14 protein-coding genes and 2 tRNA genes are annotated in these 19,641 nt (G+C 46.4%); 10 read left to right on the plus strand and 6 right to left on the minus strand.

The window, feature by feature from the left end; genetic code table 11:
• Positions 1–338, plus strand: a 338-nt coding sequence (locus tag ACFQNF_RS10555) for a transposase (RefSeq protein WP_380187951.1), incomplete at its 5' end; no start/stop codon positions are given.
• A 70-nt stretch (positions 339–408) separates the two neighbouring features.
• Here the strand turns inward: ACFQNF_RS10555 and ACFQNF_RS10560 are convergent.
• On the minus strand, positions 409–1,275 hold the full coding sequence (locus tag ACFQNF_RS10560; RefSeq protein ID WP_046351054.1) for a YicC/YloC family endoribonuclease: 867 nt from the start codon (positions 1,273–1,275) through the stop codon (positions 409–411).
• Positions 1,276–1,361: 86 nt separating this feature from the next.
• On the opposite strand from ACFQNF_RS10560, the gene ACFQNF_RS10565 reads away from it, so the two are divergent.
• The 5 genes from ACFQNF_RS10565 to ACFQNF_RS10585 all read left to right on the plus strand — a co-directional run bounded on the left by ACFQNF_RS10565 (position 1,362) and on the right by ACFQNF_RS10585 (position 6,345).
• Positions 1,362–2,330, plus strand: coding sequence for a serine/threonine protein kinase (locus ACFQNF_RS10565; RefSeq protein ID WP_380187952.1), 969 nt, complete (start codon positions 1,362–1,364; stop codon positions 2,328–2,330).
• A complete protein-coding gene (locus ACFQNF_RS10570; protein WP_380187953.1) occupies positions 2,327–3,232 on the plus strand; it encodes a PP2C family protein-serine/threonine phosphatase in 906 nt (301 codons plus the stop codon). The genes ACFQNF_RS10565 and ACFQNF_RS10570 overlap by 4 nt, the downstream gene beginning before the upstream one ends.
• Positions 3,233–3,237: 5 nt before the next feature.
• Positions 3,238–3,915, plus strand: coding sequence for a heparan-alpha-glucosaminide N-acetyltransferase (locus ACFQNF_RS10575; protein ID WP_380187954.1), 678 nt, complete (start codon positions 3,238–3,240; stop codon positions 3,913–3,915).
• A 213-nt stretch (positions 3,916–4,128) separates the two neighbouring features.
• Complete coding sequence (gene rph, locus ACFQNF_RS10580; protein WP_380187955.1) at positions 4,129–4,845, plus strand: ribonuclease PH; 717 nt, start codon at positions 4,129–4,131, stop codon at positions 4,843–4,845.
• Between the two features lie 231 nt (positions 4,846–5,076).
• Complete coding sequence (locus ACFQNF_RS10585; RefSeq protein ID WP_380187956.1) at positions 5,077–6,345, plus strand: nitronate monooxygenase; 1,269 nt, start codon at positions 5,077–5,079, stop codon at positions 6,343–6,345.
• 77 nt (positions 6,346–6,422) lie between these two features.
• On the opposite strand, the gene tgt is transcribed toward ACFQNF_RS10585, so the two are convergent.
• Together tgt and queA are read right to left on the minus strand one after the other, a co-directional pair.
• Positions 6,423–7,538 (minus strand): tRNA guanosine(34) transglycosylase Tgt, encoded by a 1,116-nt coding sequence (gene tgt / locus ACFQNF_RS10590; RefSeq protein ID WP_380187957.1) that lies wholly within the window; start codon positions 7,536–7,538, stop codon positions 6,423–6,425.
• A 166-nt stretch (positions 7,539–7,704) separates the two neighbouring features.
• Complete coding sequence (gene queA / locus ACFQNF_RS10595; RefSeq protein ID WP_380187958.1) at positions 7,705–8,733, minus strand: tRNA preQ1(34) S-adenosylmethionine ribosyltransferase-isomerase QueA; 1,029 nt, start codon at positions 8,731–8,733, stop codon at positions 7,705–7,707.
• Positions 8,734–8,937: 204 nt separating this feature from the next.
• Here queA and aroQ point away from each other — a divergent pair, with 204 nt between their 5' ends.
• From aroQ to accC, 3 genes are all read left to right on the plus strand, one after another.
• The gene (gene aroQ / locus ACFQNF_RS10600) at positions 8,938–9,393 is read left to right on the plus strand and encodes a type II 3-dehydroquinate dehydratase (RefSeq protein WP_380187959.1); all 456 of its coding nucleotides are present in this window, start codon (positions 8,938–8,940) and stop codon (positions 9,391–9,393) included.
• Positions 9,394–9,437: 44 nt separating this feature from the next.
• Positions 9,438–9,896, plus strand: a complete 459-nt coding sequence (gene accB, locus ACFQNF_RS10605; RefSeq protein WP_380187960.1) for an acetyl-CoA carboxylase biotin carboxyl carrier protein — start codon at positions 9,438–9,440, stop codon at positions 9,894–9,896.
• 73 nt (positions 9,897–9,969) lie between these two features.
• Positions 9,970–11,349, plus strand: coding sequence for an acetyl-CoA carboxylase biotin carboxylase subunit (accC, locus tag ACFQNF_RS10610; RefSeq protein WP_380187961.1), 1,380 nt, complete (start codon positions 9,970–9,972; stop codon positions 11,347–11,349).
• Positions 11,350–11,425: 76 nt separating this feature from the next.
• On the opposite strand, the gene ACFQNF_RS10615 is transcribed toward accC, so the two are convergent.
• Positions 11,426–17,941, minus strand: coding sequence for a response regulator (locus tag ACFQNF_RS10615; RefSeq protein WP_380187962.1), 6,516 nt, complete (start codon positions 17,939–17,941; stop codon positions 11,426–11,428).
• 489 nt (positions 17,942–18,430) lie between these two features.
• Here ACFQNF_RS10615 and ACFQNF_RS10620 point away from each other — a divergent pair, with 489 nt between their 5' ends.
• Positions 18,431–19,360 (plus strand): LysR family transcriptional regulator, encoded by a 930-nt coding sequence (locus ACFQNF_RS10620; protein WP_380187963.1) that lies wholly within the window; start codon positions 18,431–18,433, stop codon positions 19,358–19,360.
• Positions 19,361–19,437: 77 nt separating this feature from the next.
• On the opposite strand, the gene ACFQNF_RS10625 is transcribed toward ACFQNF_RS10620, so the two are convergent.
• Together ACFQNF_RS10625 and ACFQNF_RS10630 are read right to left on the minus strand one after the other, a co-directional pair.
• Positions 19,438–19,512 (minus strand) — tRNA-Glu (locus tag ACFQNF_RS10625).
• A 50-nt stretch (positions 19,513–19,562) separates the two neighbouring features.
• A tRNA-Arg gene (locus ACFQNF_RS10630) sits at positions 19,563–19,639 on the minus strand.
• Positions 19,640–19,641: the final 2 nt, after the last annotated feature.

Below are 19,641 nucleotides of genomic sequence, written 5' to 3' on the forward strand. Positions count from 1 at the left end.
TAAAGAAAGCCTTAGCGAGGCTGCGCCCAGATGAAAAGCCGCTGCTGCATTCAGATCAAGGTTGGCAGTATCAAATGGCAGGGTATCGGCAGCAATTGGCAGAAAAAGGGCTGGTGCAAAGTATGTCAAGAAAAGGGAATTGCCATGATAATGCAACGATGGAAAGCTTCTTTGGCACGTTGAAGTCAGAGTTCTTCTACCAAGAAAAATTCACGAGTCTTGAGCAACTAGAGCAAGGCATCGTGGATTACATCCATTACTATAACCACGACCGAATCAAGTTGAAGTTAAAAGGGCTGAGTCCTGTGCAATACAGAACCCAGCCCTTGAGCGCCTAGTTTTTATACTGTCCAACTAATTGGGGTCAGTTCATTGCTGGGCTTTTTTTTATGGGCGCAGGCATAAACACTACTCAATATTCTGAATTTGCTCCCGCATCTGCTCAATCAATACTTTTAGCTCAATTGAGGCACGGCTGGTTTCGGCGCTGACTGATTTCGAGCCTAGGGTATTCGCTTCGCGGTTAAGTTCTTGCATGAGGAAATCGAGACGTTTGCCGACGGAGCCGCCTTTATCTAAGATGCGGCGAATTTCGCTAAAGTGAGCGTTTAGGCGTGAGAGTTCTTCGTCGATATCAATTTTTTGCGCAAAAATCACAATTTCTTGGCGAACGCGGTCGTCGTCCATGGTGCCCAGTGCATCTAAAAAGCGCGCCTTCATTCTGGCTTCATAAGATGCGGCTAGTTGCGGGATCAGTGGGGTGACTTGATCCACAATCGCTTGCATGCCTGCGATGCGCTCTAATAAATGTGCTTTGAGCTTATCGCCTTCACGGCCACGGCTGGCGCTAAAATCGGTTAGCGCTTCGCCCAATACTTCTAGGCAAGCAGCGCCGAGTGATTCTGGTGCAGCCACTTGAGCAGAAAGCACCCCTGGCCAACGCAATAACTCGCCCAACTGAAGCTCGGCAGCCAGAGGCGCAATTTTCTTAGCCACAGCGGCAGCGGCTAATAGTTGTTGCAATAATTCGGTATTCAGTTGTAAGGCCGACTCACCACCAGCACGCGCATTCCAGTTTACCCGGCACTCTACTTTGCCCCGGGCTAATTTGGCAGCCACCCGTTCACGAATCGCTCCTTCAAAAGGACGCAGCTCTTCGGGTGTTCTCAGTGTAAGATCTAGAAAACGGTGATTCACCGAACGGAGCTCGATACTCAGCGTGCCACCTGGCAATTCGCGCTGAACAGAGGCAAAACCAGTCATGCTTAAAATCATTAGAGCTCCTTTAAAGGGATTTGCTTTACATTCCCTCAGGCTGAAATCAGAATTAACAGATACACAAGTATAACGAAAAGATACGGATGGCAACCCCAAGCAATCAACCGCTCGCACGCGGCTATCAATTACAGAACTACACGATCGCTAAACTGCTGTCGGCAGGTGGCTTTAGCATTGTGTATCTGGCGCATGATGAAAAAGATTATCCCGTCGCCATCAAGGAGTATTTACCTAATTCTTTAGCACTGAGAACCGAAGGCGAACTGGTACAAGCACGCAGCGAAGAGAATATCGCTTTGTTCCGCCACGGCTTAAAGTGTTTTTTTGAAGAGGGTAAAACCCTTGCTCATATTCAGCATCCCAACATTATACGGGTGCGTAATTTTTTCCGTGCAAATGACACTGTTTACATGGTGATGGAATACGAGCGTGGCCGCACCTTGCAAAAAGAAATCCAGCTCAAGCACAGCAGAGGCGGGGTAGATGAGGGACTGATTCGCCATGTGTTTTATCATTTACTTAATGGTTTACGCGAAGTTCACCTCAATAAGCTGCTGCACTTAGATATCAAGCCTGCCAATATTTATATCCGCAAAGATGGCTCGCCTGTGTTACTTGATTTTGGTTCGGCTCGCCAAACATTGGCCTTAGAGCAAAGCAAGCTCACCCCAATGTATACGCCGGGTTTTGCCGCGCCCGAGCAATATAATAAAAAAGATGCGCATGGCCCATGGACCGATATTTATGGCGTGGGGGCCAGCCTGTTTGCTTGTATTTCAGGTACCGCACCACAGGCTGCCGATCAGCGCTTAAAAGAAGATAAGGTGCTTAAGCTGCATGATCGATATGGCGATCGCTACTCGCCCGAGCTTCTCGAGCTGATCTCTGCCTGCCTAAGCCTTGATCCAAGCCGCAGGCCGCAAAGCGTGCCGCAATTACAAAAGCAACTTTTAGAACGTGGCTCAGCCCCAGTTAAACGTACTGGCATTGTTAATACCCTGCGCCGTAAATGGGTGGAGTATTCAAATAAAGGCCAGCTGGAAACAGAATGAAATTCACCGTATATCAAAATAGCCGCCAAGGCGGACGGCAATATAATCAAGATCGCCTTGGCTATTCATATAGCCGGGATGCGCTGCTGCTCGTCGTCGCTGATGGCATGGGCGGGCATTTACACGGCGAGATTGCGGCGCAAATCGCCGTTGAGTTGCTCACAGATCAGTTTCAGAAAAAAGCACAACCCATACTAAAAAGCCCGAATCAATTTTTGCAAGATGCCTTAATGCAATGCCATCGTGCGATTTTTGATTACGCCAGCAAGCATCAGTTACTTGAGATTCCCCGCACTACGGTTGTGGCGGGGATTATTCAGGATGGTATTTTGCATTGGGCGCATGTAGGCGATTCGCGGCTTTATTTGCTACGCAAAAACGAGATTTTGCTACAAACCAAAGATCATTCCAAAGTACAAAAACTATTGAATGATGGAAAAATCACCGCCGAAGAAGCCTTATTTCATCCTGAGCGTAACAAAATTTATAATTGTCTGGGTGGCACACTCAAACCAGAAATTGAGCTGGGTGGCAAAATAGTACTATGCGATAACGATACCCTGCTGCTTTGCACAGATGGTCTGTGGGGTGGTGTTACAGAAAGCCAGCTGATCCATTTTTTATCTTCGTTTCCTGTGCTGTTTTCTATCCCGCAGTTGATGGATCAAGCCGAATTACATGGCGGTAAATTTGCAGACAATATCAGCGCGCTAGGCATTAACTGGCACGATGCAGATGATCAGTTCTTTTCTGAAAATGCTTTTGTTTCCACCCAAAAATTAGATGTCAACACCATCAGCACGCATATTGATCCTTCATCTGTGGGCGCCAATATTACGGATGAGGATATCGAAGCGGCGATTGCCGAAATTCAGGCAGCCATTCAAAAATATTCTAAATAATGCCCATGCCCTCAAAAGTACGCAGCCCTCTCCCCGATTTACTCCGGGGGATTGCCGTTGTACTCATGGTTTTTTTCCATTTTTGCTTTGATCTGGCTTATTTTGGCCAGCTCGCTGTCCGAACCGACACAGATCCTGAATGGGTGGCGCTACGCACTTTAATCGTCACCCTGTTTGCAGCTGTCGCTGGTTTCTCTGCGGGCACTCAACCCAGCATCAGACGTCAAATAAAGCTTTTAGCCTGTGCAGGGGCGGCCACGCTAGGTAGCTGGTTTATTTTCCCACATGCAATCATTTGGTTTGGCGTGCTGCATTTCTTTTTTGTGGCGGGACTGCTTGCCCCCTTTTTCGTCAAAAAAACAGGGCTAAGCATCGCACTGGGCCTTGCCTGTATTGCACTGGGTAATTATCTGCAAGCACCGCTGTTTAATCACCCCGCCCTCGCTTGGCTGGGCATGATGACCTACAAGCCGATAACCGAAGATTATGTGCCGCTACTGCCTTGGTTTGGTGTTGTTTTACTAGGTGTTGCTGCCCAAAGCCTGATACCCGCAAACTGGCTAAACACAGGTGCGGCCAAGTCTCTGGCCCCCGTTCGCTGGCTGGGACGGCATAGCCTGCTTATTTATTTACTCCATCAGCCTGTGCTATTTACAATATTGGGGCTGGTTTTCAAAAAATAGTACCGATGCCGCGCAGGGGATAAACCCCATGGCCATGGCCCACTTTTATCGTATGTCTCTCTATCTGAACAAACTTCTTTAGCTTCGCCACATATCAGTCACATGGTCACTGTAGTGTGTCAGTGTGACTTATTGCAGGCTCAGGCTTTGCAAGGCATTAGAAATGCCCTAGCAAAGGTATAATCGCCAAAACTTACTATAACGAGACCCGTCATGCGCCCTTCCTCACGCCTTAGCGATGAACTTCGCAGTGTCCGCATTACTCGCCAATACACCCGCCATGCTGAAGGCTCGGTCTTGATCGAGTTTGGCGATACTAAAGTCCTCTGCACCGCTTCGGTAGAAGAAAATGTGCCGCCTTTTTTAAAAGGTAAGGGACAAGGCTGGGTGACCGCCGAATACGGCATGCTGCCACGCTCTACCAATACCCGTATGCGCCGTGAAGCCGCTCAGGGCAAGCAAAGCGGCCGCACCCAGGAAATTCAGCGCCTCATTGGCCGCTCACTGCGTGCAGTTGTGGATATGGCCGCCTTAGGCGAGCGCCAGATTGTGATTGATTGCGATGTCATCCAGGCAGACGGCGGCACCCGTACCGCCAGCATTACCGGCGCATTTGTAGCGCTAACGGATGCAGTCAATGGTTTGATTGCCGCTGGCAAGCTCAGTAAATCACCCATTCGTGAGCATGTAGCTGCTATTTCGGTAGGTGTGTATAAAGGTGTTGCCGTGTTAGATTTGGATTATCCGGAAGATTCTGACTGCGAAACCGATATGAATGTGGTGATGACTGGCAGCGGAAAATTTGTAGAAGTACAAGGAACAGCTGAAGGTGAAGCATTTAGCCGTGCAGAAATGAATACATTATTAGATTTAGCAGAAAAAGGGATTAAAGATCTCATCACCTTGCAAAAAGCAGCGCTAGCTGGCTGATTTAAATGATAAATTGATCCATAAATGGTGAGATAATTTCATTAAAATCATGGGGTGCGAGGGATAAAAAGCGCAGAAAAGAGCGGTAAAGCAACAATTACCGTAATTCAAATGCTCATTTTAATTTGAATTTACCAGCAAAATCCCCACCCTCATGGTGTTATTACGATGAAAAATATGCGGTGCATATAAGGTTTAGCCCCTTTTTATTACTTGGTTAAAGTACAAACGATGAAACGTGTAGATGATTTCCGCCTTCGCTTCGGTAAAAAAGAGTTAGTGCCGATCATGATTGGCGGCATGGGTGTTGATATTTCCACTGCGGACCTAGCGCTTGAAGCAGCTCGCCTCGGCGGTGTTGGCCATATTTCAGACGCCATGATCAACACGGTGACTGATCGTCGCTACAAAACCAAGCAAGTTAAAGAAAAGCTCCAGCAATATAAACACAATGTCAGCAACTCTGATAAATCCGAAGTTCAGTTTGATTTAGGTCGCCTAGAAGAAGCCACCAAGCTGCACGTGAGTAAAACGATGGAGGCCAAGCGCGGTGATGGGCTGGTCTTTATCAATTGCATGGAAAAGCTCACCATGAACGCCCCGAAAGAAACACTTCGGGTTCGTTTAACGGCAGCACTTGATGCAGGTATCGACGGGATTACGCTGGCAGCGGGTTTGCATCTGGGATCGATGGGGCTGATCGAAGATCACCCGCGCTTTAGAGATGCAAAGCTGGGAATTATTGTCTCCTCCGTGCGCGCCCTGCAGTTGTTTTTGCGTAAAAACGCCAAACTCAACCGCCTGCCCGATTATGTTGTGGTTGAAGGCCCCTTAGCGGGTGGCCACTTAGGCTTTGGCATGGATTGGGCGCAATACGATTTGGCGACCATCGTGGCCGAAGTTCACCAGTTTATGCTGGATGAGCATCTGGATATCCCAATTATTCCCGCTGGTGGTATCTTTACTGGTTCGGATGCTGTGGCCTACCTGGAGGCAGGTGCTGCTGCAGTTCAAGTAGCGACTCGCTTTACCGTGTCCGAAGAATGCGGCCTGCCTGCCAATGTGCAGCAGGAATACTTCAAAACCAGCGAAGAGAATATCGAAGTCAACCAGATATCCCCAACGGGCTATCCGATGCGCATGTTAAAAAACAGCCCATCGATTGGCGCAGGTATTCGTCCAAACTGCGAAGCCTACGGCTATCTGCTCGATGCCAAGGGAAACTGTAGCTATATCGAAGCCTATAACCGCGTGATTGCCATTGAGCCCGATGCAAAGCGTATCAAAGTAATGGATAAAACCTGCCTTTGCACGCACATGCGCAATTTTGATTGCTGGACCTGTGGTCACTACACCTATCGCCTGAAAGATACCAGCCACAAGCACGAAGATGGTAGTTACCAGATTCTGTCGGCTGAGCATATTTTTCATGACTACCAATACAGCACAGAAAACAAAATTGCCCTGCCCGTAAAACATGAGCTGGAATTAGCGAAGTAATACGGCAATCTAATAAAAAACGGCATAGCGCGAGCTATGCCGTTTTTTTAGCACTGCGTGGGCACACCCACCTTAAATCAATCTACACCGCGCGCACGATCTGCGTGGAATTGCGCTACATGACTGGTAAATTGATCCGCCTCAATTGCAGCGCGCATCTCTGCCATCAACACTTGATAGTAATGCAGGTTGTGGATAGTATTGAGCTGAGCGGCCAGAATCTCGCCCGTGCGGAATAAATGATGCAGATAAGCGCGGCTAAAGTTTTTGCAGGTATAGCAGGTGCACGTCTCGTCTAAAGGACGCTTATCGAGCTTGTGTTTGGCATTTTTGATTTTTACATCGCCAAAGCGCGTAAATAACATGCCATTCCTTGCGTTGCGAGTGGGCATCACGCAATCGAACATATCAATACCCTGACTAACCCCATACACAAGGTCTTCAGGCGTGCCTACGCCCATTAAATAGCGCGGCTTGTTCACTGGCAATTTGGGCGCAGTATGCGCCAGAATGCGCTCCATATCTTTTTTAGGCTCGCCCACCGACAAGCCGCCAATCGCCATACCATCAAAACCAATTTCTAAAAGACCGGCAATCGATTCATCACGCAGGTCTTCATACATACCACCCTGCACAATACCAAACAGCGCATTCGGGTTTTGCTGCGCATCAAATTCCGCGCGTGAACGCTTGGCCCAGCGATAAGACATCCGCATCGAGTCCCCTGCTTGTTTGCGATCGGCCGGGTACGGTGTGCATTCATCAAAAATCATGACGATGTCGGAATTGAGCACCGTTTGGATTTTCATCGATTCTTCTGGCGTTAAAAATAATTTATCGCCATTCACTGGGCTTTGGAAAGTCACGCCTTCTTCAGTGATTTTGCGCATCGCGCCCAAGCTAAAGACTTGGAAACCACCCGAATCAGTCAGGATCGGTTTATCCCAGCCCATAAATTCATGCAGGCCGCCAAATTGCTCAACGACTTCCAAACCTGGGCGCAGCCACAAGTGAAAAGTGTTACCGAGGCAAATTTGTGCGCCAATTTCTTTTAAATCGCGCGGTGTCATAGCTTTTACCGTGCCGTACGTGCCCACGGGCATAAACACCGGCGTTTCTACCACGCCATGATTCAAAGTCATCGTGCCGCGACGCGCGCCGCCACTGGTGGTTTTTAATTCAAATTTCAACATTTTTTATTCCATAAACGCTGCCGGAAACACAGTCCAGCGCGGGCGGCAAGATTACCGCCAAGACATGGGCAAAGCAACGCGCTTGCCTCGTAAAAATGCCACGCACCTGCTGATAAACACACAGGCATAGCTATAACATCAACTGAAACACCGCCAAGTGCTGCCTTTATACTGAAGCCTTTGGCTCCAAAAGCATCGCATCACCGTAGCTAAAGAAACGATATTCCTGCTCTACAGCATGCTGATAAGCGCTGCGCATTTCCTCAAAACCTACAAATGCTGCCACCAACATCAAAAGAGTGGATTTAGGCAGATGAAAGTTAGTAATTAAGCGATCAACCACCCGGAACTGATAACCCGGTGTAATAAAGATATTGGTGTCGCCCTCTGGCTGGGCCAGAAAGCCCTGCTGTGAGGCCGCTTCTAATGCACGCAGGCTAGTTGTCCCTACCGCGATCACGCGCCCCCCCTGCGCCTTCGCCTCTTCAATCAAGGCAATAGTGGCTGCAGGAATAAAATAGCGCTCGTGGTGCATGGTGTGCTCTGCAATATCATCCACTCGCACAGGCTGGAAAGTACCTGCCCCCACATGCAAAGTGAGATAGCCGGTTTTTACACCCATTACCTGTAATTGTGCGAGTAAACCTTCAGTAAAGTGTAAACCTGCCGTTGGCGCGGCAACAGCACCAGGATCACGCGCATAAATGGTTTGATAGCGCTTGGCATCTTCACCATCAGGCGTATGCGTAATATAAGGTGGCAAAGGTAGCTGCCCCGCCTGTTCTAAGATATCTAATACACTTTCTTCACCATCAAACTGCAATTTGAATAGATCTTCTTTGCGCTCGATCATGGTAGCAGGCCAACGATCTGCAAAAATAAGCCTTGCACCCGGCTTAGGGGCCTTGGATGAACGGATATGGGCAAGCGCAGTATGCTCATCTAAAACGCGCTCAATCAGTGCCTCAATTGCTCCGCCAGAATCCTTTTTACCGAACACCCTAGCCTTAATCACCTTGGTATCGTTAAAAATAAGCACATCACCTGCGCGTAAAAACTGCGGTAGCGCGCTAAAGTGTGAATCTTCCCGAGTCAGGCCATCGATATGTAATAGACGACTTGCCCCACGCACCTCTGGCGGAAACTGCGCAATTAAAGACTCAGGTAAATGGTAATCAAAGTCAGCTACTTGCATACAAAATAAGCCTTTTTTAAGGTGTAACAAAACTACAAAGCATGTATCGCCTTGTACGATAAAACCCGCTTGTGGATTGGCTTGGCGAGCTTTCAAACAAACGTTTTAGAATGCAAATCGCCGAAATTACCCACTTTTTCTGGACAAATTCGCACATACTGCGGCAAACTTCGCCCAATGATAGGCAACAAAAATGAGTAGCGGATGCAAAACACACGCAATATCCTAGTACTACATGGCCCAAATTTGAACCTACTAGGGTCAAGAGAGCCACAGCACTACGGTGCTGATACCCTAGAGACCATCAACTCCAAGCTCATCGAACTGGGACAACTGCGTGCTGCCCGCGTTGACGTATTGCAATCGAATCGCGAATACGAACTCATTGATCGTATCCATGCAGCCCGTTTGGACGGCACGGATTTTATCATCATTAACCCTGCTGCGTTTACGCATACCAGTGTTGCTATTCGCGATGCACTGGCCGCGGTGAGTATTCCTTTTGTTGAAGTCCACCTATCCAATGTTCATGCACGCGAATCGTTCCGGCATCACTCCTATTTTTCCGACCTCGCGGTTGGCGTTATCTGCGGTCTAGGCGCGCAAGGTTATGAATGCGCACTAGATTTCGCACTCCGTTTTACTCCCAAGGCCCCCTGATTTAATCAAAGCCCAAAAATTCTCATAATAGAGAGGAGACCCCTATGGATTTGCGCAAACTTAAGAAACTGATTGATCTTGTCGAAGAATCTGGCATTGCCGAACTCGAAGTGACTGAAGGCGAAGAACGCGTTCGCATCACCCGTGTTAATCAGAATATCCCTGCCTACGCACAAGCCATGCAATACCAGCTGCCTCCTGCCGCCGCACCTGCCGCAGCGGCCCCTGTTGCGGTTGCTGTAGCCGCCGAAGTAGAAGCCCAGCCAGAAGGCTTTGTGGCTAAATCACCGATGGTGGGTACTTTCTACCGCGCCTCGTCCCCAGAAGCGAAAAACTTTGTAGAAGTAGGCCAGCAAGTTAATGTGGGCGATACGCTGTGCATTATCGAAGCCATGAAACTCTTGAATGAAATCGAAGCCGACAAAGCTGGCGTGATCAAGGCCATCTTGGTCGAAAACGGCCGCCCGGTTGAATACGGTGAGCCACTGTTTATTATTGGCTAATCATTCATTGCTAGTGAGCGCTAAGTAGTGTGGCTTTGCCCCGTTTAACGCCTCACTCCGCACGGAGTAAACCATGTTTGAAAAAATTCTGATTGCCAATCGCGGTGAGATTGCGCTGCGCATTTTGCGCGCCTGCCGTGAAATGGGCATCAAAACCGTGGTCGTGCATTCCGAAGCCGACCGCGAAGCAAAATACGTTAAATTAGCCGATGAATCTGTTTGCATCGGCCCGGCTTCATCGACTTTAAGCTACCTGAATGTGCCTGCGCTGATTGCCGCAGCCGAAGTTACCGAAGCGCAAGCGATTCACCCCGGCTACGGCTTTTTAAGTGAAAACGCCGATTTTGCACAGCGTGTAGAAGAATCTGGCTTTACCTTTATCGGCCCTCGCCCGGAATCTATCCGCCTGATGGGTGATAAAGTCTCAGCCAAAGACGCCATGAAAGAAGCGGGTGTGCCTTGCGTGCCCGGCTCTGATGGTGCCTTACCAGACGATCCAGTGGAATTAATGAAAATTGGTAAAGCGGTTGGCTATCCAGTGATTATTAAAGCTGCAGGTGGTGGTGGTGGCCGCGGTATGCGCGTAGTCAATAATGAAGAAGAATTGATCGCAGCTGTAGAACTGACCAAATCAGAAGCAGAAAAGTTCTTTGGTAATGCCATGGTTTACATGGAAAAATACCTGCAGAACCCCCGCCATATCGAAATCCAGATCTTGGCTGATCAGCACGGTAATGCGATTTACCTAGGCGAGCGCGATTGCTCCATGCAACGCCGCCACCAAAAAGTAATCGAAGAAGCCCCGGCACCAGGCATTACCGATGCACAGCGTAAAAAAATTGGCGAAACCTGCACAGCAGCGTGCCGCAAAATTAATTACCGTGGCGCAGGCACATTCGAATTTTTATTTGAAAACGGCGAATTCTATTTCATTGAAATGAATACCCGTGTTCAAGTTGAGCATCCGGTCACCGAAATGATTACCGGCATCGATATTGTGCAAGAGCAGATTCGTGTAGCGGCTAATTTACCACTGCGCTATACGCAAAAAGACGTAAAACTCAAAGGCCACGCCATTGAGTGCCGGATTAATGCAGAAGACCCGCTGAAGTTTATTCCCAGCCCAGGCAAAATCACCACCTACCATACCCCAGGTGGGCCAGGTGTACGCGTGGATTCACACGTTTATCAAGGCTATACCGTGCCATCACATTATGATTCGATGATCGGTAAAATCATTACCTACGGTGATGACAGGGCGCAAGCGATGGCGAGAATGCGGATTGCACTATCAGAAATGGTGGTACAAGGGATTAACACCAATATCCCCTTGCATCAGCAGCTTCTATTGGATGAAGCCTTTATTAAAGGCAGCACCAGCATTCATTATTTAGAACATAAAATGCCTGAAATTAGAAAGCTATTGGAAGGCAAGCTCCAAGCTCCCGCTTAATAGAGTAGCCCCCCATAAAAAAACACCGCAATCGTTGCGGTGTTTTTTTATGGGGCAACGAAAAAAAACAAGCGATTTACTTTTCTACCTGCTGCAAAGCGTTGCATAAAGCCTGCATCACCTGATCCAGCTGGCTTAGAGTGCTATATAGCTCATCTCCTATTTCACCACGCCGTAATAAAGATTCAGCGTGCGTTGCATATTGCGTTACATCGTTTACCGAAAGATTAGCTGCGGCTCCCTTTAAAGAATGCGCTGTTCTTAAGGCCGTTTCCATATCATTCAACGCTAAAGCTGCGCGAATTCTAGCCACATTATCTTGCTCAGTACTGGCTAGCTGCTGAATAATCAGCCAATACAAAGCCGCATTATTGCCTAGCCTGGCTAAACCATCCTCTATATCCAACCCCGCCACACCTGATAATAATTGCAGCTTATCTAATTCAGAAATCATAGTAGGATATTTAGGTGGCTCAATAAAAGCTGGTTCGGCCATTGCAGTTACCATCATTGCATTATCCATAGGAACCACTACTTCTCCAATATGCACCCGTGTACTACCATCCGCGCTTAAACGATGCTGATGCCAATACTGTAAACGCTCAAATAGCAAAGCCGGATCAATCGGCTTGGTAATGTGCTCATTCATTCCTTCTGCAAGGCAACGCGCTCTTTCTTCATTAATGGCATGCGCTGTCATTGCAATAATGGGTAATGAATTAAAAGCATTATCGCTTCTAATCACGGCAGTCGCTTCATGCCCGTCCATTTGCGGCATTTGTAAATCCATTAATACGCAGTGATAATATTTCGGGCCAAATTCAACTATTTTTTCTATCGCTTCATGTCCATTATTTGCCATATCCACAACCACCCCAGCCGAGCGCATCAGTTCTAATGCAATTTGTTGGTTCACTAAATTATCTTCAACCAAGAGCACACGCATCCCTTTTAAATTAGGCACCACATCAGTACGGGTAAAGGAAGCCACATCACGTAGTAATTCAGGAGCAAAAATAGTGAGTAAGGTATCTACCACCATAGATTGATTAATCGGCTTAAATAAAAAGCCATCCACATGGGCGGCCTCCGCTTCGGCGCGAATATCTTCGCGCGTATAAGCTGTGACCAAGACCACAGATGGACAATGACAAAGCCTTTTATCCAAACTAATTCTGCGTGCTAACTCCAAACCGTTCATCTCTGGCATACGCCAATCGGTAAACACAATGCTGTAAGGTTGCTCAATCGCATCTGCACGGTGAAGATTAACCAGTGCATCTTCACCTGATTCCACCATATCAACCACAAAAGTAAGACTTTCTAAAGACTGCTGCAAAATCTCACGGGCCACCGCATTATCATCCACCACCAGAATACGCATGCCATGCAAATGAGGCGGCAAGCGGCTTGAGCTGGCAGTCTGTGCAGTCTCTCGCCCCAAAGTGCAGGTAAAACCAAATACCGAGCCTCGATCAGGCACACTTTCTACCCCAATCTCACCGCCCATCATTTCAACTAAGCGCTTAGAAATCGACAAACCCAAACCTGTGCCACCAAATTTACGCGTAGTGGTGCTATCTGCCTGGCTAAATGGCTGAAAGAGCTTTTTACACTGCTCATTGCTCATTCCAAGGCCGGTATCTCGTACCGTAAAACGCAAAACAACCTGTTTTGCATCCGAGCTAACGAGCTCACACGAGACGTGTACTTCGCCTTGCTCAGTAAATTTAATCGCATTACTCACCATATTAATCAGCACCTGCCCCAGCCGTAAGGGATCTCCCACCAAATAACGCGGCACACTGGGATGAACCTGAAAAAGATATTCAATGCCTTTGTCTTCTGCTTTTCCCGAAGTCAGCGTCGCAATGTTGGCAAAAACCTGATCGAGATTAAAATCAATGTTCTCTATCGTTAATTTACCTTCTTCAATTTTAGAAAAATCTAAAATATCATTAATAATTCCAAGTAAAGACTGCCCTGCATAATGAATCTTTTGCACATAATCGCGTTGGCGTTCATTTAAATCTGTTTTCAATGCCAAATGCGCCATACCAATCACCGCATTCATCGGCGTTCTAATTTCATGGCTCATATTGGCTAAAAAAGCACTTTTTGCCTGCGTGGCCGCTTCGGCGGTTTTCTGGGCCAGCTTTAATTCGGTGATATCCATTGCAATTCCCCCTACCGCATACACACTGCCATCCGCATCCCTGAGCGGAAATTTATGCGTCAGAAAGGTATGCAATCCATCTGCAGTCATAATTTCTTCTTCAACCCTTTGCGGGCGATTTTCAGAAATAACCCGCTGATCTTGAATCAAAAAACGTTTAGCAGTTTCAGCTCCAGCAATTTCCTCATCAGTAAACCCAACTAAAGATTCGCCCGCACGATTAAATAACTCAGCAAAGCGCAAATTATGGCGAAGATAGCGGCCATTTAAATCTTTTAAAGAAACCAAAGCGGGGGAGAATTCTAAAATGGATTCCAATACATTACGGTTGCGTTCTAATTCCACCGTGCGCTTGGCCACCAATGATTCAAGCTCTTGATACATTTGCGCATTTTCAATGGAAATAGCAGCCTGAGCAGATAGCCATTCCAATACTTGCCTGCGCTGCATTGAAAAAGTATTACTGATAGTGCTGTGCTCAAGATAAAGCACCCTCCGCCCAGCACTACTCCGCCCCAAAGCACGACAAAGAATCGATGCAGGCCGATGCTGAGAAAAATAATCATCTCCCCTGAATTCAGAAAACTGCGTCAGCACATTTAATAAAGTAGTTTGCCCTGTATTAAATACAAAACGTAGCAGACTTTCTGGTAAAGAAGGCTGATCAAAATTTAAAATTGCTTCAATATGCAATTGATCATGATCTCTGACAACAATAGCACCACGATCCGCACCTGCGGCCTCAATAATTATTTTTAATAAACGCCCCAATAAAGGCTGCACACCCACTTCACTTGAAATGGCCTGTACAGCACGCAAAATAGCCAAAGTATCCAAGCTATCCAAAGCATGCAGTGCATCCACATCGTTTTGAATCACTTCCTGCTCTTGCCTTGGCAAAACTTTTAAGCGCAGCTCAACCCGGCCCATTAATGCCAGAGCATGGCATTGACGATAGCAGGTAGCTGCCTGAGTGAGAATCTGCTGAATAGGCTCAAAAGCATAGACTCTTTCTTCCAGCCACAGCCCAAGCATCTCGTGAAAATAGCCCTCATCCAGCAAAAAACCTCTTTGCTGAGCCAAACGAATGGCATGCCCATATAAAAGCTCTGCATCTTCAAAACGGTTATCCAGACGTGCCTGCTCCGCATGTAAAAAAGCCAATTTATGTTCTACATTATCAGGGGAGCCTTCCTGCGATATTTTCTCGAAATACCCAGTAATTTCAGATAGGGTATTTAAAAAAGCTAAGCGCTTTTTGCCCGTACTTTTTCTTGCCAGCGCGGCAAGTGCCAAACCATGGGCAAAACGCCAAGTTAGACTTAATAAATAGGTAGATGGATAATCTTTATCTATTTGTTCGGCCAATACCAAAGCAGCATCATATTCTTGCGAGTAAATACACAAAGAAAGCTGAGCAATATATAAACCCGCCATTACAATCGGCACTTCACCCCAAACTTGCCGAAAAGCCTGCACATCAAAATTTTCGCTATTTAAATCATTTAATAAGGCCGTTTCGCCATGAATCGCCCTGGCTGCCGCTTCAAAAGGCTGGGCCAGCGTTACAGGAAAAATCACCTCATGCGTTAAGCAATATTGAGTGAGCTGCTGACTACTAGAAATAACATCCAGCATACTGCGGCCAAGAAAAAAATGATTCCATGGTTTAGCCACCAGAACATATGCGCCATACACTAAATCATGCGCTTTTAATGCCAGATTATAATTTTCATCTAATAACGGCAAAGTCGTTTCGGCGTGTAAAGTCCAGTGATTAATATTCCAGGTATAATAAGTAAAAGCGCGGTTATATCCCCATAAATCAAATAATTTTTCACGGCTTAATTTTAATCCTGCATCCGCAATATTTCGTGCATCCTGATAATTTTTAAATTGAGAGATTAAAGTAATACCCAGCAGGGTATAGCAAAATGGAGAAAGCTGCGCATTACCAAAAGCAATAGACCTATTTACACCCAAGGCAGAAATCAGTGAAAATAAAGGGTAATTTGTAAAAATAGCAGATTCTGATATTGAAGCAATCAGTTTTAAAATAGCATCCGTTTCCGGATCAGTTGCAAAAGGTAAATCATAGACACAAGATAATTCTTTATCTAAAAAATAATGTCTAAAAATAACCATTTCGCTTTGAAAATGGTTATTCATGGCATAACTATCATTTATTTCAGGTATATCCATACCAAATAAAATCAAACCCAAGCGGCCTACTTCTAGATTTTCAGCCATTCTGCCCTTGCGGCTATAATAAATACTTTGTCTTATTCTTGCCTGTGCCTTATCCAAAGCGCTGATCCCCTGCGCCAATAAGACCTCTATCAGGCCTTCAAACCGCTCATCTAAATTACATAAATCACAAGCTTCTGCAGCATTTAAATAAATATCAAATGTCAATAAATAACTATTCTGCCAAGAACCATCAGGCAATAAAGAAATCGCGGTTTCCAGATAGCGGATAGCCGCCTGATAAGCCATCGCAGCTCTTGCTTTTACTCCAGCTCTTAAATTAAGCTGAGCATAAGCTAAACGCTCCTGAGGTAATTGTACTTTTTCTAAACCATAATTAAGCTGATCCACAATTTCAAATAAAGGCGCTTCAGTCGCCTCGGCAGAGATTTGCTCTAATAGCCGCCGACCAATTTCTAAATGCAAGCCATTTAAATTACGCTGTAAGGCAATAGAATAAGCAGCCTGCTGAATTCTATCGTGGGCAAATTGAAATATCTTTTGCCCTCCCCCCTCATTGACAGCCAAGAGCAATTCATCATGTACAGCAGGGGCAAGCAAAGTAAGAGATTGGGTTTCTGTACTATTTTCCACCCGGGCCAGCAACACTAAATCAAAACGCTTACCGATACACGCTGCCGTTTGCAATATTGTTTGCGTTTCAATAGAAAAACGACTTAAACGCTGCATCATCAGCTCGACTACATTATCGGCGGCGTCTTGCAAACGGGCCTGGCTTAATTGCCAGTGCCAGCTATTCTCAGCATAATCAAAAAAAAGCTGCCCTTTAACCTGCATATTTTTAAGAAACTGCCGTGCATAAAATGGATTACCCTCCGTTTTACTCATTAATAATTGGCTTAAGGCAGGGGCATTTGAAATATAACGACAGGCATCCTGAATCATTTCGCTCAGATGCTCAGCACGTAATGGCAATAAAGTCAGCGTTTCAACCTGTGCTTTAGTTTTAAGCAAATCATTACGCATATTCATTAAGGGGTGGTTTATATTCACCTCATTATCACGATAAGCTGTAATAATTAATAAATGGGCCCCCAAACTGCCTTGCACAAAAGATTGTATTAAGGCTAATGATGCAAAATCGGCCCATTGCAAATCATCCAGAAACATCGTTAAAGGGCGCTCTTTAGTCGCGAACAAACAAACTAATTGAGCAAATAGCCCATTAAATCGACGCTGGGCAGCATCTCCGCTAAGTAAAGGCGCAGCAGCCTGTGTACCGATGATTTTTTCCAGATCAGGCAGAACATCAATCACAATTTGGGCATTTTCGCCCAAAGTATCTAATAATTTTTCACGCCATAAAGCCAGCTCGTCCTGTTTACTTGCTAATACCTGGCGGAGTAATGATTTAAATGCTTCTATTAAGGCAGAGTAAGGGAAGTCACGTCTGAATTGATCAAACTTACCAACAATTAAACGCCCGCCTTTATTTTCTATTTCATCCCGAATAGAATGTGCTAAAGCTGATTTCCCAACCCCGGAATATCCTGCCAGCATACATAAAAGGGTTTGCCCCTTAGCCGCCTGCTGATAAATCCCTTGTAAATATTGAATTTCTTGCTCACGACCATATAAACGATCTGAAATCAGGAACTGCGATCCCACATCCGTATCACCAAGAACAAATAAAGAAATATGTCCGTTTTTTTCTAATTGTTGTATGCATAGAGAAAGATCAGTTGCTAAACCTTTAGCCGTGGCATATCTCGCGTCAGGCGATTTAGCGAGTAACTTTAAAATAAGACGAGATATTTGTAAGGGTAATTGCGGCTCTAAAGAGATAGGGGGCGGAGGCAATGATGACATTTGCTGGTGAGCCAAATCCAGCAAATCATCTGCAGCAAAAGGCAGCTGCCCCACTAGCCACTCATACAAAATAATCCCTAGGGAGTAAAGATCGCTGCGCTTATCAACCAGCGCCAGACGCCCCGCCTGCTCTGGTGAGGTATAACGCAAGCAAAGCAAGCTCAACGCAGCTTCATCAGGATGAGCAGAGCTAATACGAACGTCGTCATCTACAAAGCTTAAATATTCAGGCCGCAGCGCACCGTGCACCCCCTTTTTTTCGTGCCAGATGGCGAGTTGATCTGCTATTTGCAATGCTTTATTCATAAAAGCAAGCAGGTCTGAACGGGAATAATCCATTTTAGCCAACGCTTCCACCCTGTTGCCAATTTAAGCCATTTTTATAGTAATCCAAAAGGAATCAATCATTTTATGAAATATTCAGGCGGATTGCCCAAAACGTTCAGGCATAAACTGGGGTGTGGTGCAGGATAAAATCAAAAATAGCCAAGTATTGTCCGTATAAAAACACCTCAGCAAAGAGCAATATCAATTAATTAACGTGAACGCCAACGATCACGAATTTGTTCCAGCGCCTCAATCTCTTCACGCATTGCCCTTCCACAAGGCAGCATCCCACGCCACCATGCACGCGCCAAGCCACGACACAAATACCCAAGAGCCCCCTTTTTCCTTACCCCAGAAAAAAGAGAATACAGAGGGGAAAAACATAATAACTTACGGATTTTAGCGATCATTTTGACACCATCGTTTTGATAAATTGACAATGACATAGTAATCGGCAATTTATTTACGATAAACTAGCTAAAAACGACACACTGTTTGCATATGAAAACAATACTCCCACCCGATGCCTTGCTCGCCTTCGATGCCCTCGCACGCGCAGGCAGTTTTACTGCTGCTGCCGATCAGCTAGGCTGCACTAAAAGCCATGTAAGCCAGAGTGTAAAGCGCTTAGAGGCTGAACTTGCCACCGTTTTGGTATTCAGAACCACGCGCCGAGTCACGCTTACCGAAGCGGGCATGCGGCTTGCCGCGCACGCAGCCACCCTGCGTGAAATGCTGCAGCAATCAAGGCTGGAAATCGAAAGCTTACAAGCCAAGGTAGAGGGGCCGCTACGCATCAGTGCTACGCAAACTTTTGGCCAAGTGATACTTTCACCCATCCTGGCTGAATTCAGCTTGCAATACCCCTGTTTACGTATCGAATTAGATACGGATCACCGACTCAAAAATCCTGCCGCAGAGGGTATCGATTTTTGCATCCGCACACGTTCAGTGGGTGATGAAAACTTAGTGGCAAGGCATTTGGGGCTTTCCCAGAACCGGGCTTACGCTTCCCCCAATTATTTAGCGCAAGCTGGGCGCTTGGAGCACCCTTGTGATTTAACATCTCATCGCGTTTTATTTGAGCTTGATCAGGAGCAAACAGGCAGCTGGCTACTGGAATGCGAAGGGAAAATAGCGCAAGTAGAATTACATAGCTCATTATTAATAGATAGCCTTGCCAGCATAGCGAGCGCAACGGTAGCTGGCTATGGCGTTGCTCTACTCCCCAGCTATGCAGCCACCCCTTATATCCAGCAAGGCTTGCTACAGGAAGTGCTACCTGGCTGGCTGCAGGCACCCTGCCCTTTTTTCTTGGTCTATCCCTACCGCCACCCGCTGCCCAAGAAATATGAGGCCTTTATCCAATTTGTCGTGCCAAGAATTCAAGCCCACCTACAACGTTCTTTAGATGAGGTTACTTCTGAGTGAAGAATCGCAGACATAAAAAAACCACCCAGCCGATAAGGAAGAGTGGTTTTTTATACAGTATGCAATCTTGCAATACTTGGCGATCCCACGGGGAATCGAACCCCGGCCGCCGCCGTGAAAGGGCAGTGTTCTAACCGCTAAACTATGGGATCGTACTTTTAATACTATTTAATATTGCTGAAAACTAATCAGACAAACTAAATGGTGCGGCTGAAGAGATTCGAACTCCTGACCCTCTGGTTCGTAGCCAGATACTCTATCCAACTGAGCTACAGCCGCAA

It is taken from the genome of Iodobacter arcticus (assembly GCF_042664895.1).
GTDB classification, from domain to species: Bacteria; Pseudomonadota; Gammaproteobacteria; order Burkholderiales; family Chitinibacteraceae; genus Iodobacter; species Iodobacter arcticus.

Excerpts from the sequence above, each read along its gene's own strand:
- ACFQNF_RS10560 (WP_046351054.1), bottom strand. The coding sequence starts at position 1,275 with ATGATTTTAAGCATGACTGGTTTTGCCTCTGTTCAGCGCGAATTGCCA.
- ACFQNF_RS10565 (WP_380187952.1), top strand. The coding sequence starts at position 1,362 with ATGGCAACCCCAAGCAATCAACCGCTCGCACGCGGCTATCAATTACAG.
- ACFQNF_RS10570 (WP_380187953.1), top strand. The coding sequence starts at position 2,327 with ATGAAATTCACCGTATATCAAAATAGCCGCCAAGGCGGACGGCAATAT.
- ACFQNF_RS10575 (WP_380187954.1), top strand. The coding sequence starts at position 3,238 with ATGCCCTCAAAAGTACGCAGCCCTCTCCCCGATTTACTCCGGGGGATT.
- rph (WP_380187955.1), top strand. The coding sequence starts at position 4,129 with ATGCGCCCTTCCTCACGCCTTAGCGATGAACTTCGCAGTGTCCGCATT.
- ACFQNF_RS10585 (WP_380187956.1), top strand. The coding sequence starts at position 5,077 with ATGAAACGTGTAGATGATTTCCGCCTTCGCTTCGGTAAAAAAGAGTTA.
- tgt (WP_380187957.1), bottom strand. The coding sequence starts at position 7,538 with ATGTTGAAATTTGAATTAAAAACCACCAGTGGCGGCGCGCGTCGCGGC.
- queA (WP_380187958.1), bottom strand. The coding sequence starts at position 8,733 with ATGCAAGTAGCTGACTTTGATTACCATTTACCTGAGTCTTTAATTGCG.
- aroQ (WP_380187959.1), top strand. The coding sequence starts at position 8,938 with ATGCAAAACACACGCAATATCCTAGTACTACATGGCCCAAATTTGAAC.
- accB (WP_380187960.1), top strand. The coding sequence starts at position 9,438 with ATGGATTTGCGCAAACTTAAGAAACTGATTGATCTTGTCGAAGAATCT.
- accC (WP_380187961.1), top strand. The coding sequence starts at position 9,970 with ATGTTTGAAAAAATTCTGATTGCCAATCGCGGTGAGATTGCGCTGCGC.
- ACFQNF_RS10615 (WP_380187962.1), bottom strand. The coding sequence starts at position 17,941 with ATGGATTATTCCCGTTCAGACCTGCTTGCTTTTATGAATAAAGCATTG.
- ACFQNF_RS10620 (WP_380187963.1), top strand. The coding sequence starts at position 18,431 with ATGAAAACAATACTCCCACCCGATGCCTTGCTCGCCTTCGATGCCCTC.